The organism is Halorubrum sodomense, assembly GCF_900111935.1.
Lineage (GTDB): Archaea > Halobacteriota > Halobacteria > Halobacteriales > Haloferacaceae > Halorubrum > Halorubrum sodomense.
Genome location: NZ_FOYN01000001.1, coordinates 357,982 through 372,008 on the forward strand (window position 1 = coordinate 357,982; position 14,027 = coordinate 372,008).

Annotated in this window: 25 protein-coding genes; all 25 read left to right on the top strand. The window is 68.6% G+C overall.

Going from position 1 to position 14,027, the window contains the following annotated elements; genetic code table 11:
- Nucleotides 1–46 precede the first annotated feature (46 nt).
- Nucleotides 47–1,003: an ArsR/SmtB family transcription factor gene (locus BM286_RS01805; protein WP_092919875.1), complete on the top strand. Its 957-nt coding sequence runs from the start codon at nucleotides 47–49 to the stop codon at nucleotides 1,001–1,003.
- 154 nt (nucleotides 1,004–1,157) lie between these two features.
- Nucleotides 1,158–2,024, top strand: coding sequence for a putative RNA uridine N3 methyltransferase (locus BM286_RS01810; protein ID WP_092919876.1), 867 nt, complete (start codon nucleotides 1,158–1,160; stop codon nucleotides 2,022–2,024).
- A gap of 4 nt (nucleotides 2,025–2,028) precedes the next feature.
- Nucleotides 2,029–3,045 (top strand): 50S ribosomal protein L3, encoded by a 1,017-nt coding sequence (locus BM286_RS01815; protein ID WP_092919878.1) that lies wholly within the window; start codon nucleotides 2,029–2,031, stop codon nucleotides 3,043–3,045.
- Nucleotides 3,046–3,048: 3 nt separating this feature from the next.
- A complete protein-coding gene (gene rpl4p, locus BM286_RS01820) occupies nucleotides 3,049–3,795 on the top strand; it encodes a 50S ribosomal protein L4 (RefSeq protein WP_092919880.1) in 747 nt (248 codons plus the stop codon).
- The gene (locus BM286_RS01825; protein ID WP_092919882.1) at nucleotides 3,792–4,046 is read left to right on the top strand and encodes a 50S ribosomal protein L23; all 255 of its coding nucleotides are present in this window, start codon (nucleotides 3,792–3,794) and stop codon (nucleotides 4,044–4,046) included. Before rpl4p ends, BM286_RS01825 begins: the two co-directional genes overlap by 4 nt.
- Nucleotide 4,047: 1 nt before the next feature.
- Complete coding sequence (locus BM286_RS01830; RefSeq protein ID WP_004047227.1) at nucleotides 4,048–4,770, top strand: 50S ribosomal protein L2; 723 nt, start codon at nucleotides 4,048–4,050, stop codon at nucleotides 4,768–4,770.
- Complete coding sequence (locus tag BM286_RS01835; RefSeq protein ID WP_092919884.1) at nucleotides 4,767–5,192, top strand: 30S ribosomal protein S19; 426 nt, start codon at nucleotides 4,767–4,769, stop codon at nucleotides 5,190–5,192. Before BM286_RS01830 ends, BM286_RS01835 begins: the two co-directional genes overlap by 4 nt.
- 3 nt (nucleotides 5,193–5,195) lie before the next feature.
- Complete coding sequence (locus tag BM286_RS01840) at nucleotides 5,196–5,660, top strand: 50S ribosomal protein L22 (protein ID WP_092919886.1); 465 nt, start codon at nucleotides 5,196–5,198, stop codon at nucleotides 5,658–5,660.
- The gene (locus tag BM286_RS01845; RefSeq protein WP_092919888.1) at nucleotides 5,660–6,598 is read left to right on the top strand and encodes a 30S ribosomal protein S3; all 939 of its coding nucleotides are present in this window, start codon (nucleotides 5,660–5,662) and stop codon (nucleotides 6,596–6,598) included. The genes BM286_RS01840 and BM286_RS01845 overlap by 1 nt, the downstream gene beginning before the upstream one ends.
- Nucleotide 6,599: 1 nt before the next feature.
- A complete protein-coding gene (rpmC, locus tag BM286_RS01850; protein ID WP_092919890.1) occupies nucleotides 6,600–6,818 on the top strand; it encodes a 50S ribosomal protein L29 in 219 nt (72 codons plus the stop codon).
- 1 nt (nucleotide 6,819) lies between these two features.
- The gene (locus BM286_RS01855; RefSeq protein ID WP_092919892.1) at nucleotides 6,820–7,278 is read left to right on the top strand and encodes a ribonuclease P protein component 1; all 459 of its coding nucleotides are present in this window, start codon (nucleotides 6,820–6,822) and stop codon (nucleotides 7,276–7,278) included.
- On the top strand, nucleotides 7,269–7,610 hold the full coding sequence (locus BM286_RS01860) for a 30S ribosomal protein S17 (protein WP_092919894.1): 342 nt from the start codon (nucleotides 7,269–7,271) through the stop codon (nucleotides 7,608–7,610). The genes BM286_RS01855 and BM286_RS01860 overlap by 10 nt, the downstream gene beginning before the upstream one ends.
- Nucleotides 7,610–8,008: a 50S ribosomal protein L14 gene (locus tag BM286_RS01865; RefSeq protein WP_004597429.1), complete on the top strand. Its 399-nt coding sequence runs from the start codon at nucleotides 7,610–7,612 to the stop codon at nucleotides 8,006–8,008. The genes BM286_RS01860 and BM286_RS01865 overlap by 1 nt, the downstream gene beginning before the upstream one ends.
- Nucleotides 8,009–8,010: 2 nt before the next feature.
- Nucleotides 8,011–8,367 (top strand): 50S ribosomal protein L24, encoded by a 357-nt coding sequence (gene rplX, locus BM286_RS01870; protein ID WP_092919895.1) that lies wholly within the window; start codon nucleotides 8,011–8,013, stop codon nucleotides 8,365–8,367.
- A complete protein-coding gene (locus BM286_RS01875; RefSeq protein WP_092919896.1) occupies nucleotides 8,364–9,089 on the top strand; it encodes a 30S ribosomal protein S4e in 726 nt (241 codons plus the stop codon). Before rplX ends, BM286_RS01875 begins: the two co-directional genes overlap by 4 nt.
- Nucleotides 9,082–9,606, top strand: coding sequence for a 50S ribosomal protein L5 (locus tag BM286_RS01880; protein WP_092920474.1), 525 nt, complete (start codon nucleotides 9,082–9,084; stop codon nucleotides 9,604–9,606). The genes BM286_RS01875 and BM286_RS01880 overlap by 8 nt, the downstream gene beginning before the upstream one ends.
- Entirely contained in the window at nucleotides 9,603–9,776 is a 174-nt protein-coding gene (locus tag BM286_RS01885; RefSeq protein ID WP_004597423.1) for a 30S ribosomal protein S14, read from the top strand. The genes BM286_RS01880 and BM286_RS01885 overlap by 4 nt, the downstream gene beginning before the upstream one ends.
- Nucleotides 9,777–9,778: 2 nt before the next feature.
- The gene (locus BM286_RS01890) at nucleotides 9,779–10,171 is read left to right on the top strand and encodes a 30S ribosomal protein S8 (RefSeq protein ID WP_004047215.1); all 393 of its coding nucleotides are present in this window, start codon (nucleotides 9,779–9,781) and stop codon (nucleotides 10,169–10,171) included.
- A gap of 2 nt (nucleotides 10,172–10,173) precedes the next feature.
- Nucleotides 10,174–10,707, top strand: coding sequence for a 50S ribosomal protein L6 (locus tag BM286_RS01895; protein WP_092919897.1), 534 nt, complete (start codon nucleotides 10,174–10,176; stop codon nucleotides 10,705–10,707).
- Between the two features lie 3 nt (nucleotides 10,708–10,710).
- Entirely contained in the window at nucleotides 10,711–11,418 is a 708-nt protein-coding gene (locus tag BM286_RS01900; protein WP_092919898.1) for a 50S ribosomal protein L32e, read from the top strand.
- Nucleotides 11,411–11,872 carry a 50S ribosomal protein L19e gene (locus BM286_RS01905; protein ID WP_092919899.1) on the top strand — a complete coding sequence of 154 codons (462 nt, stop codon included), beginning with the start codon at nucleotides 11,411–11,413 and terminating at the stop codon, nucleotides 11,870–11,872. The genes BM286_RS01900 and BM286_RS01905 overlap by 8 nt, the downstream gene beginning before the upstream one ends.
- On the top strand, nucleotides 11,872–12,429 hold the full coding sequence (locus BM286_RS01910) for a 50S ribosomal protein L18 (RefSeq protein WP_092919900.1): 558 nt from the start codon (nucleotides 11,872–11,874) through the stop codon (nucleotides 12,427–12,429). The genes BM286_RS01905 and BM286_RS01910 overlap by 1 nt, the downstream gene beginning before the upstream one ends.
- Nucleotides 12,422–13,069 (top strand): 30S ribosomal protein S5, encoded by a 648-nt coding sequence (locus BM286_RS01915; RefSeq protein WP_092919901.1) that lies wholly within the window; start codon nucleotides 12,422–12,424, stop codon nucleotides 13,067–13,069. The genes BM286_RS01910 and BM286_RS01915 overlap by 8 nt, the downstream gene beginning before the upstream one ends.
- Nucleotides 13,069–13,533, top strand: coding sequence for a 50S ribosomal protein L30 (locus BM286_RS01920; protein WP_092919902.1), 465 nt, complete (start codon nucleotides 13,069–13,071; stop codon nucleotides 13,531–13,533). Before BM286_RS01915 ends, BM286_RS01920 begins: the two co-directional genes overlap by 1 nt.
- Nucleotides 13,530–14,027, top strand: coding sequence for an uL15m family ribosomal protein (locus tag BM286_RS01925; protein WP_092919903.1), 498 nt, complete (start codon nucleotides 13,530–13,532; stop codon nucleotides 14,025–14,027). The genes BM286_RS01920 and BM286_RS01925 overlap by 4 nt, the downstream gene beginning before the upstream one ends.

A 14,027-nucleotide genomic window follows, 5' to 3' on the forward strand; every position in this document is an offset into this window, starting at 1 on the left:
TGCCGCCGGCGAATCTTTACGTGAAGCGACCCCACCGACGACCGCAATGAGCGACGAGGACACGGGCGGTCGGCTCTCGCCCGACGACGCGTTCGCCGCGCTCAGCAACGAGCACCGGGTGCGGATTCTCCGCGAGCTCGGCGACGCCGGGTCGCCGCTCGCCTTCTCGGAGCTGTACGACCGCCTCCCCGTCGACGACACGGCCCGGTTCAACTACCACCTCGGCGAGCTCCGCGGCCACTTCGTCCGGAAGACCGCCGACGGGTACGCGCTGGACCACCCCGGCCAGCGGGTCGTCGAGGCGATCCGCTCCGGCGCGGTCACCCATGACCCCGAGATCGAACGGACGACGGTCGACGACCGCTGTCCGACCTGCGAGAGCCCCCTGGAGATCCAGTGGCTCGACGGCAGCGTGGAGGTGTTCTGTTCGGTCTGTGAGAGCCGCTGGGACCGCTCTCACGGTCGCGTCGGCGGTCCGGGCGAGGTGGAGTCGGGATACCTCGGACGGCTCCCGTTCCCGCCTGCCGGCCTCCGCGACCGCACTCCGAGCGAGGTGCTCCGCGCGGCCCACGCGTGGACGAACCTCGAACTGCTCGCCGTCGGTTCCGGGATCTGTCCGCGCTGCGCGGCGGCCGTCGAGACGGAGCTGGACGCCTGTCCGGACCACGACGCCGACGGCGTCTGCTCGACCTGCCGGTCGCGGTTCGCGGTGCTGCTGTACGCCGCCTGTCCCAACTGTCCTTATCAGGTGGGAGGCGCCGCCGCGCTCGGGCTGTTGTCCTCGCCGGAGCTGCTGGCGTTCACCCTCGACCACGGCATCGACCCGTTCTCTCCGGAGTCGGTCCTCCGGCTCGACCGGCTCCTCAGCGAGTACGACGAGGAGGTCCTGTCGAGGGACCCGCTCCGTGCCGTCCTGACGTTCTCGGCGGGCGGGGACACCCTCTCCCTCCGCGTCGACGAGACGGGCGATGTCGTCGACGGACCGACGCGGCCGTCGTCGTAGGTCCCTCCGCTTCGGCCCTCCCCGTGTGAACAGCTCCCTCGATTTGCGGGTCGAAATCTCCCGCCAGACCCCGTGTGAACGCGCCGCAGCCCGAAATCGGGACCGCTATCCTTTTACGGGGCCGTCCGAAATCGAGGGGTACAGTCTCGCCACGATGCGTACCAAAGACGGGCTCACGATCTGTGTTCCGTCTTCGCTCGTTCGGGAGGCCGAGGACGACCGCGAGGCGACTCGCAAACTCGGCTACGTCGCCCGTGCGGCGGCGGTGTTCCGGGCGGATCGGCTCGTCGTCTTCCCGGACCGGGACGGCGACGGTCGACGGGGCGGGGAGTACGTCCGCACCGTGCTGGGGTACGCCGCGACGCCGCCGGAGCTCCGGAAGGACCTCTGGGGGCAGCGCGACGAACTCCGGTACGTCGGCGTGCTCCCCCCGCTCCGCGTGCCGTGGCGGACCGGCTCGACCCCTAGCGGGGGAGAGTCGAAAACACAGGGACTCGTGACCGAGGTCGGACCTGAAGGCCGCGTCCGGGTCAATTCCCCGCTGCGGGAACACCCGATCTCCCTGCTCGTTCCCTCCGGAATGGAGGTCGAGCAGGGGGAGCGCGTCACCATCAGGGTCTCTTCGAGAGAACCGGTCCGCGCCCGCATCGCCGGGAAGCCGGAGGTCGGTTTCCAGGTCGTGGCCGCGGACCTGTCGGAAGCGCTCGCCGGCGACGGACTGGCCGTCGCGACGTCGCGACACGGAGCGGAACTCTCCGTCTCGCGGCTCGGCGACCTCGTCTCGGACGCGCGGGAGGCCGGCGGGTACACCGTCGCCTTCGGCGCGCCCGAGCGGGGGCTTCCGGAGATGCTCGGGCTTTCGCCCGACCGCATTCGGGCGGCCGTCGCCGACGGCCGCTCGGTCGAACCCGATCCGGGGTTCGACCTCTGGCTGAACACGATCCCGGCACAGGCGAGCGAGGTCGTCCGGACGGAGGAGGCTCTGTTCGCGACCCTCGGCTCGCTCACACTCACGGAGTAAACACATGCCACAACCAAGCCGACCACGAAAGGGCTCGCTGGGCTACGGCCCGCGCACCCGCGCAGACAGCGAGGTGCCGCGCATCCGTTCGTGGCCAGACGACGACGGGGCCCCTGCGCTGCAGGGATTCGCCGGCTACAAAGCCGGAATGACCCACGTCATGATGGTCAACGACGAGGCGAACTCGCCGCGTGAGGGGATGGAAGAGGCCGTCCCCGTCACCGTCGTCGAGACGCCGCAGATGTACGCCGTCGCCCTGCGTGCCTACGAAGACACGCCGTACGGAAAGAAGCCGGTCGAAGAGGTCTGGGCGCCCGAGTTCCACGAGGAGCTCGACCGCGCGCTCGACCTGCCGGCCGAAGACACCTTCGAGGCGGACGCGGACGAGCTGCGCGCGCTGCTCGACGACGACGTCGTCGACGACCTGCGCGTCATCACGCACACGGCCCCCTCGGAGCTCGCGAACATCCCCAAGAAGAAGCCCGACGTCATGGAGACGCGCGTCGGCGGCGGCTCCCTCGAGGAGCGCGCCGACTTCGCGCTGGACCTGGTCGCCGAGGGCGGCGCCCACGAGTTCGGCGACGTCTTCCGCGCGGGACAGTACACCGACGTCTCCGGCATCACGAAGGGGAAGGGGACCCAGGGTCCCGTCAAGCGCTGGGGCGTACAGAAGCGGAAGGGCAAACACGCCCGTCAGGGATGGCGGCGCCGGATCGGGAACCTCGGTCCGTGGAACCCCTCCCGAGTCCGTTCCACCGTGCCCCAGCAGGGGCAGACCGGCTACCATCAGCGCACCGAGCTCAACAAGCGCCTCATCGACTTCGGCGAGGGCGACGACGCCTCCGTCGACGGCGGCTTCGTCAACTACGGCGAGGTCGACGGCGAGTACGCGCTCATCAAGGGCTCGCTGCCGGGACCGGACCAGCGTCTGCTGCGACTCCGTCCGGCCGTCCGGCCGAACGACCAGCCGCGCCTCGACCCCGAGGTCCGGTACGTTTCCACCGAATCCAACCAGGGATAACCAATGAACGCAACAGTACACGACCTGGACGGCGACGAGGCGGGCAGCATCGAGCTGCCGGCCGTCTTCGACACCGCGTTCCGACCGGACCTCATCGGTCGCGCGGTCGGCGCCGCCCAGGCAAACAGGAAGCAGGCCTACGGGGCCGACGAGTTCGCCGGGCTGCGGACGCCCGCCGAGTCGTTCGGCTCCGGCCGCGGACTCGCGCACGTGCCCCGTTCCGAGAACGTCGCCCGTCGCGTCCCGCACGCCGTGTCGGGCCGCGCCGCGCACCCGCCGAAGGCCGAGAAGGACCAGACGAAGAAACTGAACGACAAGGAGCGACAGCTCGCCATCCGGTCGGCCATCGCGGCCACGACCGACGCCGAGCTCGTCGCCGAGCGCGGCCACGCGTTCGACGAGGACCTCGACCTCCCGCTCGTCGTGAGCGACGAGTTCGAGTCCCTCGAGAAGACGCAGGAGGCCCTGGGCGTGCTCGAAGCGGTCGGCGTCGACGCCGACATCGAGCGCTCCGAGGAGGGCCGTTCCGTCCGCGCCGGACAGGGGAAGGCCCGCGGCCGCAAGTACCGCCAGCCGAAGTCCGTCCTCGTCGTCACCAGCGAGGAGCCGTCCCGCGCCGCCCGTAACCTCGCGGGCGTCGACGTCGCGACCGCGGGCGAGGTCAACGCGGAAGACCTCGCGCCGGGCGCGCACCCGGGCCGACTCACGCTGTGGACCGAAAGCGCCGTCGAGGAGGTGGCGGACCGATGAACTCGATCATCGAGCATCCGATCGTCACCGAACAGGCGATGAACGAGATGGACTTCAACAACAAGCTGCTGTTCCTCGTCGACGTGGACGCGACCAAACCGGAGATCGAGTCCGAGGTCGCCGACCGCTACGACGTGGGCGTCGTGGACGTGAACACGCAGGTGACGCCGCAGGGCGAGAAGAAGGCGATCGTCACCCTCTCCGCGGACGACGACGCGACCGAAATCGCCTCGCGCATCGGGGTGTTCTAAGATGGGACGACGAATTCAAGGACAACGGCGCGGACGCGGCGGCCCGACGTTCCGGGCCCCCTCCCACCGTTACAAGGCTGAACTGTCGCACAAGAAGCTCGAAGACGTGGACACGATCACCGGCGAGATCGTCGGGATCGAACACGACCCCGCTCGCTCGGCTCCGCTCGCGGAGATCGAGTTCGAGGACGACGACCGTCGCCTCGTGCTCGCGCCGGAAGGCGTTCGCGTGGGCGAGACGATTCAGGTCGGCGTCTCGGCGGAGATCAAGCCGGGCAACACGCTCCCGCTGGCGGAGATCCCCGAGGGCGTCCCGGTGTGTAACGTCGAGAGCAACCGCGGGGACGGCGGGAAGTTCGCGCGCGCCTCCGGCGTGTCCGCGACGCTGCTCACCCACGACCGCGACGTCGCGGTCGTTCAGCTCCCCAGCGGCGAAGTGAAGCGGCTCGACCCCCAGTGCCGCGCCACGATCGGCGTCGTCGCGGGCGGCGGCCGGACGGAGAAGCCCTTCGTCAAGGCCGGTAACAAGCACCACAAGATGAAGGCGCGCGGCACCAAATACCCGCGCGTGCGCGGCGTCGCGATGAACGCCGTCGACCACCCCTTCGGCGGCGGTGGTCGCCAACACCCCGGCCAGCCGAAGTCCGTCTCGCGGGACGCCCCGCCGGGACGCAAGGTCGGTGACATCGCATCCAAGCGAACCGGACGAGGTGGCAACAAATGAGTTCAGATTACCGAACCGGCCGCGAGGACGAGGAGTTCGCCTACCGCGGTCACTCGCTCGACGAGCTGCAGGAGATGGACGTAGACGAGGTCGCGGAACTGCTCCCCGCACGCCAGCGGCGAACCATCGTTCGCGGACTGGGCACCGAACAGCAGAAGCTGCTGGAGACGGCCCGGAGCCGCGACAAGGAGACGACGGCGGACGACCCGATCCGGACGCATCTGCGCGACATGCCGATCCTGCCGGAGTTCGTCGGCGTCACCTTCTCCGTGTACAACGGACACAGCTTCGAGCGCGTTCAGGTCGAGCCCGAGATGATCGGGCATTACCTCGGTGAGTTCCACCTCACGCGAAGCACCGTCGAACACGGTCAGGCCGGCATCGGCGCGACCCGGTCCTCGAAGTTCGTGCCCCTCAAGTAACCCATGGGAATCAACTACAGCGTCGAGGCCGACCCGGAGACCACCGCCAAGGGGATGCTCCGCGATCGGCCCATCAGCGTGAAGGACAGCAAGGAGATCTCCCGAGAGATCAAAGGCGAGACGGTCGCCGACGCCGAGGAGTTCCTCCGGGAGGTCATCGACGAGGAGACCTCGGTGCCGATGCGCCAGCACAACGCCGGCGCGGGCCACCGCTCCGACATCGACGGCTGGGACGCGGGCCGGTACCCCGAGAAGGCCGCCAAGGACTTCCTCAAGCTCTTGGAGAACGTCAAGAACAACGCGACCGAGCAGGGGTTCGACGGCGACGAGATGGTTATCAAACACGTCGCCCCCCACAAGGTCGGCGAACGACCCGGTCGGAACCCGCGCGCCGCGGGCGCGACCGAGTGGAACACCACGCTCGCGGACGTCGAACTGATCATCGAGGAGCCGGAGGCTGACAACTAATGGCTGACGAACACCAATTCATCGAGGACGGCCTGCGCCGTTCCCAGATCAACGAGTTCTTCGCGGACGAGCTCGGCCGCGCCGGCTACGGCGGGATGGACGTCGCCCAGACGCCGATGGGCACGCAGATCGTCTTGAAGGCCGAAAAGCCCGGCATGGTGATCGGGAAGGGCGGGAAGAACATCCGCAAGATCACCACCGAGCTCGAGGAGCGCTTCGACATGGACGACCCGCAGATCGACGTTCAGGAGGTCGACGAGCCCGACCTGAACGCCCAGATCGTCGCGGACCGTCTCGCGAACGCCCTCGAGCGCGGCTGGTACTTCCGGAAGGCCGGCCACACCACGATCGACCGGATCATGGACGCGGGCGCGCTCGGCGCCGAGATCGTCTTATCCGGCAAGGTCACCGGCGCGCGCTCGCGCGTCGAGAAGTTCAACCGCGGCTACATCAAGCACAACGGCGAGCCCGCCGAGGAGGTCGTCGACCACGGCCAGGGCGTCGCCGTCATGAAGCTCGGGACGATCGGCGTCAACGTGAAGATCATCCCGCCGGGCGCGACCCTCCCCGACGACTTCGAGGTCCGCGAGGACGCCGAGGTGCCGGAGGTCGAGCAGGCGGCGGTCGACGCCGACGCCGACGAGGGCGTCGAGTCGCTCCTCGAGGAGGAGCCCGACGAGGTCCCGGACGCCGACGACGACGTCGACGTGCCCGACGAGGACCCCGCGGAGGTCATCGACGAGGAGGTCGTCGAAGAGGTCGTCGAGGAGACGCAGGGGACGGCCGCCGAGGCGACCGACGTCGCGGCGGAGGAACCGGTCGACGAGGACGTCGACGCCGACGAGCTCGACGAACTCGACGAGGAGATCGAGTCCGAGGCGGCCGACCTCGTCGCGGAGATGGAGGCGGCCGACGAGGAAGACGAGGAGGACGAGTAATATGGCGATCCTCTACACCGACGAGATCCGCGACATGACCGCGGCGGAGCGACGGGTCGAACTCGAGGAGCTCGAGACCGAGCTGCTCAACTCGAAGGCGCAGCGGGCGGCCGGCGGCATGCCGGAGAGCCCGGGCCGCGTCAACGAGCTGAAGAAGACGATCGCGCGGATCAAGACGATCCAGACGGAAGAAGGCGACTTCGACGACGAGGACCAGTGAGATGATCGCCCCCGACAACATCGTTCGACACGAGCTCGTCGGCCTCCCGGTTCGGGTGGTCGACGCCGACAGCGACGCCCGCGTTGGCGTCGCCGGTCGCGTGCTCGACGAGACGTTCGGCACCCTCGTGGTCCGGACGGCGTCGGGGGACAAGCGCGTGCCCAAGTCGGGCGCGACGTTCGAGTTCGGCGTCGTCGAGACGCCGACCGCTCGCACAGATGAAGCCGCCGGCGACGACCAGTCGCCGGGGTCCGCGTCCCAACTCGGGTCGGATACTACGGGGGTCCGCCCCCGTCAGTCTGGCCCGTCCGGGTCCGAAAGCGTCGTCGACGGTGACGGCGCGGGTCCGGCGAGCCGACGAGGCGAGTGCAAAGACGCGGTCTACGCGACGGTGGATGGCGATCGGTTGCGACATCGGCCCGCCGAACGCACCGAACGAGGTGCCACACAATGGCGATAGGAATCGACGTACCCACGCCTCCGGAGCCAGACAACCCGGAGGATTACGACTACGAGAAGTGCCCGTTCTACGGGCAGCTCTCCGTCCGCGGCCAGACCCGCGAGGGGACGGTCGTGTCGACGGATATGGCAAAGACCGTCATCGTCGAGCGAGAGTACGACGTGTTCGTACCGAAATACGATCGGTACATGAAGCGTCGCTCGCGCATCCCGGCCCACGTGCCGGGCGTGCTCGACTCGCTCGAAGTCGGTGACGAAGTGACAATCGCGGAGACGCGACCGCTCTCGAAGACGAAGTCCCACGTCGTCGTCGAGATCCTGGGTGATGGGTGATGGAGGCGCTCAAGGCCGACGTCACGCAGGGGCTCTCGAAGGGCTCGCTCATCACGTGCGCCGACAACACCGGCGCCCGTGAGCTGAAGGTCATCTCCGTGTCGGGCTACTCCGGCACGAAGAACCGTCACCCGAAGGCAGGGATCGGCGACAAGGTGACCGTCTCGGTCACCAAGGGGACGCCGGAGATGCGGCGGCAGGTGCTGGAGGCGGTCGTCGTCCGCCAGCGCAAGCCGATCCGCCGTCCGGACGGCACGCGCGTGAAGTTCGAGGACAACGCGGCCGTCATCATCGACGACCTCGAGGAGCCGCGGGGCACGGAGATCAAAGGCCCCGTCGCCCGCGAGGTCGCCGAACGGTTCGGGAGCATCGCCTCGACCGCGACGATGATCGTCTAACTATGACGAAACAGCCACGCAAACAGCGAAAACGGTCGGAGACCGCGCCGCTCCACGAGCGGCAGAATCAGGTCCGGGCCACCCTCACCGACGACCTCCGCGAGGAGTACGGGCAGCGGAACGTCCGCGTCAACGCCGGCGACACCGTCGAGGTGCTTCGCGGCGACGCGGCCGGGACGGAGGCGGAGGTCGTCTCCGTCGACCTGTCCGCCGAGCGGATCACGGTCGAGGACGTCACCGTCGAGAAGGCGGACGGGGAGGAAGTTCCCCGCCCCCTCCCGGCGAGCAACGTCCGGGTGACCGAACTGGACCTCGAGGACGAGCGCCGGGAGGCGCGGCTCCGGGAGGACAACGAATGACGCGACACCAGAAGCGACTGTCGGTACCGAACTCCTGGCCGGTCGAGCGCAAGACGGACACGTTCACCGTGAAGGCGGGCGCGGGCCCGCACGGCGAGGCGGGCGTTCCGCTCGTCGTCCTGCTGCGGGACGTGCTCGGCTACGTCGACTCGACGAAGGAGGCGCGCTACGCGCTGAACAACGACTCGATCCTCGTCAACGGGGACGCGGTCTCGGACGAACAGCGTCCGATCGGGATGTTCGACATCCTGGCGTTCCCCGAGCGCGGGGAGTACTTCCGCGTCTTCCCCGACGAGGGCGGTCGGCTCGCGCTGACGCCCGTCGACGAGGAGGCCGCGGGCAGCCGGCTCGGGAAGATCACGAACAAGACCGTCGTCCCCGGCGGGGTCGTCCAGCTGACGCTCCACGACGGGACGAACGTCCGCGTCGACGACGACGCGGGCTACGACACGAACGACTCGATCGTCGTCGACACCGAGACGAAGGAGATCGTCGCCCACTTCGAGTACGAGGAGGGCGCCCTCGTCACCGCCGTCGCCGGCCAGCACGCCGGGCAGATCGGCGAGGTCGACGACATCGACGTGACGCTCGGCTCCGGCGACAACACCGTGACCGTCGCCAGCGAGGACGGCGGCTACGAGACGGTCGAGGAGTACGTCGTCGTCATCGACGAGAACTTCACCGACGACGACGCCGACGAGGCGGGTGGTTCCGATGAGTGAAGCCGAGAGCGCCGACCACGAGATGCGCGAGCCGTACCTCGAGAAGGTCGTCGTCCACATGGGCGTCGGGCAGGGCGGTGAACCCCTCGCCGACGCCGAGGAGATCATCGAGGAGATCACGGGCCAGCAGTCGGTCCGGACCACCTCGAAGCGCACCATCGCCGAGTTCGGGATCCGCAAGGGCGACCCGATCGGCGTCAAGGTGACGCTGCGGGGCGAGGACGCGCACGCGTTCCTCGAGACCGCGCTGGAGCTGGTCGAGATCGGCCGGAGCCAGTTCGACGACACGGGTAACCTCAGCTTCGGGGTCGAGGACCACACCGACTTCCCGAGCCAGGAGTACGACCCCAACACCGGGATCTACGGCCTCGACGTGACGACGACGATCGTCCGTCCCGGCTACCGCGTCTCGAAACGCGACAAGGCGACGGGGACCATCCCCGCCCGCCACCGGATGACAGCCGAGGACGCGGCCGCGTTCCTCGAAACGAACTTCGACGTCGAGGTAACCGAATGAGCGAAGCGAACAACGACACGGGCGAGCACGCCGCGAAGCGCACCGACTCCCGGCACACGTGCCGGCGGTGCGACCGCGAGCAGGGACTCGTCGGCAAGTACGACATCAACCTCTGCCGGCAGTGCTTCCGCGAGGTCGCCCGAGACATGGGATTCGAGAAGTACAGCTGATCATGACGGGAAACGATCCATTCACCAACGCGCTCGCCGGCATGGACAACGCCGAGAGCGTTGGCCACCTGTCGTACACGGTAGAGCCCGCTTCGAACATCATCGGCTCCGTCCTCGAGGTCCTCTACGACCGCGGGTACGTCGACGGCTTCGAGTACGTCGACGACGGGAAGGCCGGGAAGTTCGAGGTCGAACTGAAAGGCGCGATCAACGAGTGTGGCGCCGTCAAGCCCCGCTACTCGGCGGGCGCAGACGAGTTCGAGAAGTGGGAGAAGCGGTACCTCCCCGCCCGCGACTACGGGACGCTCATCGTCACGACGAGCCACGGCGTCATGAGCCACTACGAGGCCCGCGAGGAGGGCATCGGCGGCCAAGTGATCGCATACGTCTACTAACAATGAACAGAGTCGAAATCGAGATTCCGGACGACGTCTCCGCCGAGACCGACCACCTCGAACTCACCGTCGAAGGGCCTAACGGAAGCGTCACGCGACGCCTCTGGTACCCCGACGTCGACGTTGCGGTCGAGGACGGCGCGGTGGTCATCACCGCCGACAACGAGGACGCGAAGACCAACGCCACGGTCGGCACCTTCGAGAGCCACGTCGCCAACATGATCCACGGCGTCACCGAGGGCTGGGAGTACGCGATGGAGGTGTACTACGCCCACTTCCCGATGCAAGTGACCGTGGAGGGCGACGAGGTCGTCATCGAGAACTTCCTCGGAGAGAGCGCCGCGCGGCGCACTCCGATCCGCGGAGACACGGACGTACAGATCGACGGCGAGACGGTCACGCTCTCGGGCTCCGACAAGGAGGCCGTCGGGCAGACCGCCGCCGACATCGAACAGCTGACGAAGGTGACCGACAAGGACACGCGCGTCTTCCAGGACGGCGTGTACATCGTCGAGAAGCCCACCGGAGGTGCCTAACCGATGGCAGACGAACTGGAAGACATCAGCGGTGTCGGTCCCTCGAAGGCGGACGCGCTTCGCGAGGCCGGCTACGAGACGGTCGAGGACGTGAAGGCCGCCTCCCAGTCGGAGCTCTCCGAGGTCGACGGCGTCGGCAACGCGCTCGCAGCGCGTATCAAGGCCGACGTCGGCGGGCTGGAGGTCGACGAGGAGGCGGACGCGGAGATCGAAGACGAGACGGACGAGGAGGAGGCCGACGAGGCCGACGCCGACGAGACCGTCGAGACGGAGCTTCGCCCCCGCGGGCACGCCGACAAGACGCCGGAACTGGACGACGAGACCGCTCGCGCGCTCGCGCAGAAGCACCGCGAGGGGAAACCGCAGTTCAACCGGCAGGACTACCACAAGAAAAAGCGGATCCCGACGTCGTGGCGCAAGCCGCGCGGCGGGCTCTCCAAGCAGCGACGCCGCATGAAGGCGAAGGGCCCGGTCGTCGAGGCCGGCTTCCGCTCGCCGACGGCGTCGCGCGACCTGCACCCGAGCGGCTTCGAGGAGGTCCGCGTTCACAACACGGACGACCTCGAGGGCGTCGACGGCGACACGCAGGCGGTGCGTATCGCCTCGAAGGTCGGCGGTCGCAAGCGCGAACTGATCGAAGACGAGGCGGAGGAGCGCGAGATCCGCGTGCTGAACCCGACCTACGTCGAAGTGGAGGTCGACGATGAGTGACCTGAAAGCGCAGAAACGGCTCGCGGCGGACGAGCTCGACGTCGGCAAGGGCCGCGTCTGGCTCGACCCCGACGCACAGGAGGAGATCGCGGACGCGATCACCCGCGAGGACGTCCGCGAACTCATCGAACAGGGAACGATCCGCGCGAAAGACGAGAAGACGAACTCGCGCGGTCGCGCCCGCGAGCGCGCCGACAAGCGCTCGTACGGACACCAGTCCGGCGCCGGCTCCCGCAAGGGCCGTTCCGGCGCGCGGCAGGACACGAAGGACGACTGGAAGGCGCGCATCCGCGCGCAGCGGGCGCGCCTGAAGGAGCTTCGCGACGAGGAAGACGTGCTCGACGCCTCCGAGTACCGCACGCTCTACAACAAGGCGAGCGGCGGAGACTTCGAGGACGTCGCCCGTCTCGAGGCGTACATTCGGACGCAGTACGGTTACGAGGTGACGGACTAATGGCGACAGGACCACGATACAAGGTGCCGATGCGGCGCCGCCGCGAGGTCCGGACGGATTACCATCAGAGGTTGCGCCTGCTGAAATCGGGCAAGCCTCGCCTGGTCGCTCGGGTGAGCAACGCTCACGTCAGGGCGCAGCTGGTGACCCCCGGATCGGACGGCGACGAGACCCACGCGGCCGCCTCCAGCGAGGAGCTCGGCGAGTACGGCTGGGACGCCCCCACGGGCAACCTCCCCAGCGCGTACCTCACCGGCTTCCTCGCGGGCGCCCGCGCAGTCGACGCCGGCCTCGACGAGGCCGTCCTCGACATCGGGCTCAACACGGCGACGCCCGGCAACAAGACGTTCGCGGTACAGGAAGGAGCGATCGACGCGGGGCTCGAGATCCCGCACAACGACGACGTGCTGGCCGACTGGTCGCGCACGCGCGGCGAGCATATCGCCGACTACGCCGAGCAGCTCGACGAGCCGCTGTACAGCGGCGAGTTCGACGCCAGCGAGCTACCCGAGCACTTCGACGACGTGCTCGCGACAATCCAGGAGGACCATGAGTAGACACAACGACGGCTGGGAACCGCGGACGCGACTCGGCCGCAAGGTACAGGACGGCGACGTCACGTCGATGGAACAGGCGCTCAACTCCGGGCTCCCGCTGAAGGAGGCGGAGATCGTCGACCAGCTCCTTCCGGGGCTCGAAGACGAGGTGCTGGACATCAACATGGTCCAGCGCATGACCGACTCCGGCCGCCGCGTGAAGTTCCGCTGCGTGGTCGCCGTGGGCAACCGCGACGGCTACCTCGGCTACGCGCAGGCCCGCGACGACCAGGTCGGCGGCGCGATCCAGAAGGCGATCGACGTTGCGAAGCTGAACGTCATCTCGGTCGACCGCGGCTCGGGTTCGTGGGAGGACCAGCCGGGCGGCACCAACTCCCTGACTCGCACGGCGACGGGGAAGGCCGGCTCCGTCACCGTCGAGATCAAGCCCGCCCCGCAGGGGCTGGGCCTCGCGGCGGCGGAGACGGTCCGCAACATCCTGGAGCTCGCCGGCGTCGAGGACGCCTGGACGAACTCCGACGGCAACACCCGTACGACGGTGAACCTCGCGAAGGCGACGTTCAACGCCTTGGAGAACGCGGCGCAGTCCCGCACTCCGCAGCACGCCCGCGAAGTCCACTACGACGAGGTGAGCGAGTGATGCAGGCGATCGTTCAGCTCCGCGGCGACGTCAACCTCGAGTACGGCGTCGAGGACACGCTCGACATGCTGAACGTCGGGCGCGTCAACCACGCGACGTTCGTCCCCGAGACGGAGTCGTACCGCGGCATGATCACGAAGGTCAACGACGTCGTCGCGTTCGGGGAACCGAGCGTCGAGGCCGTCGCGCGGACCGTCTCGCTGCGCGGCGAGCCCCTGGAGGGCTCGGCCGACATCGACGACGAGTGGATCGACGACAACACCGACTACGCCGGTCTGGAGGCGCTGGCCGAGGCGCTCGTCGACGAGGAGACGACCCTGCGCGATCAGGGTCTCTCGCCGACGCTGCGGCTCCACGCGCCCCGCGGCGGTCACGAGGGAATTAAACACCCCGTGATCGAGGGCGGCGAACTCGGGAAACACACCACCGAGGAGATCGACAGTCTCCTGGAGGCCATGCGATGACGAGCAAGAAACGACGACAGCGCGGCTCTCGGACGCACGGCGGCGGCACGCACAAGAACCGGCGCGGCGCCGGGCACCGCGGCGGCCGCGGCGCGGCCGGTCGCGCGAAACACGAGTACCACAACTACGGCCCGCTCGGCAAGCACGGGTTCAAGCGTCCCGAGGACGCCCAGACGGAGGTCCTCGAGGTGAAGGTACAGAAGCTCGACGAGGACGCGGCGCTGTACGCCGCGGACGGCCTCGCCGAGGCCGACGGCGACGCGTACGTCTTCGACGCGCGCGATGTCGTGGAGGACGGCCACGAGGCGGACGTCGTGAAGGTGCTCGGCGGCGGACAGGTCCGTCGCGAGCTCCGCGTCACGGCCGACGCGTTCACGGCCGGTGCGGTCGAGCTCATCGAGGAGGCCGGCGGCGAGGCGACGCTCTCCGAGCGCGCCGAAGACGCCGCTGACGAACCGGAAAACACTTCAGACGACGAGAACGACGAGGCGTAA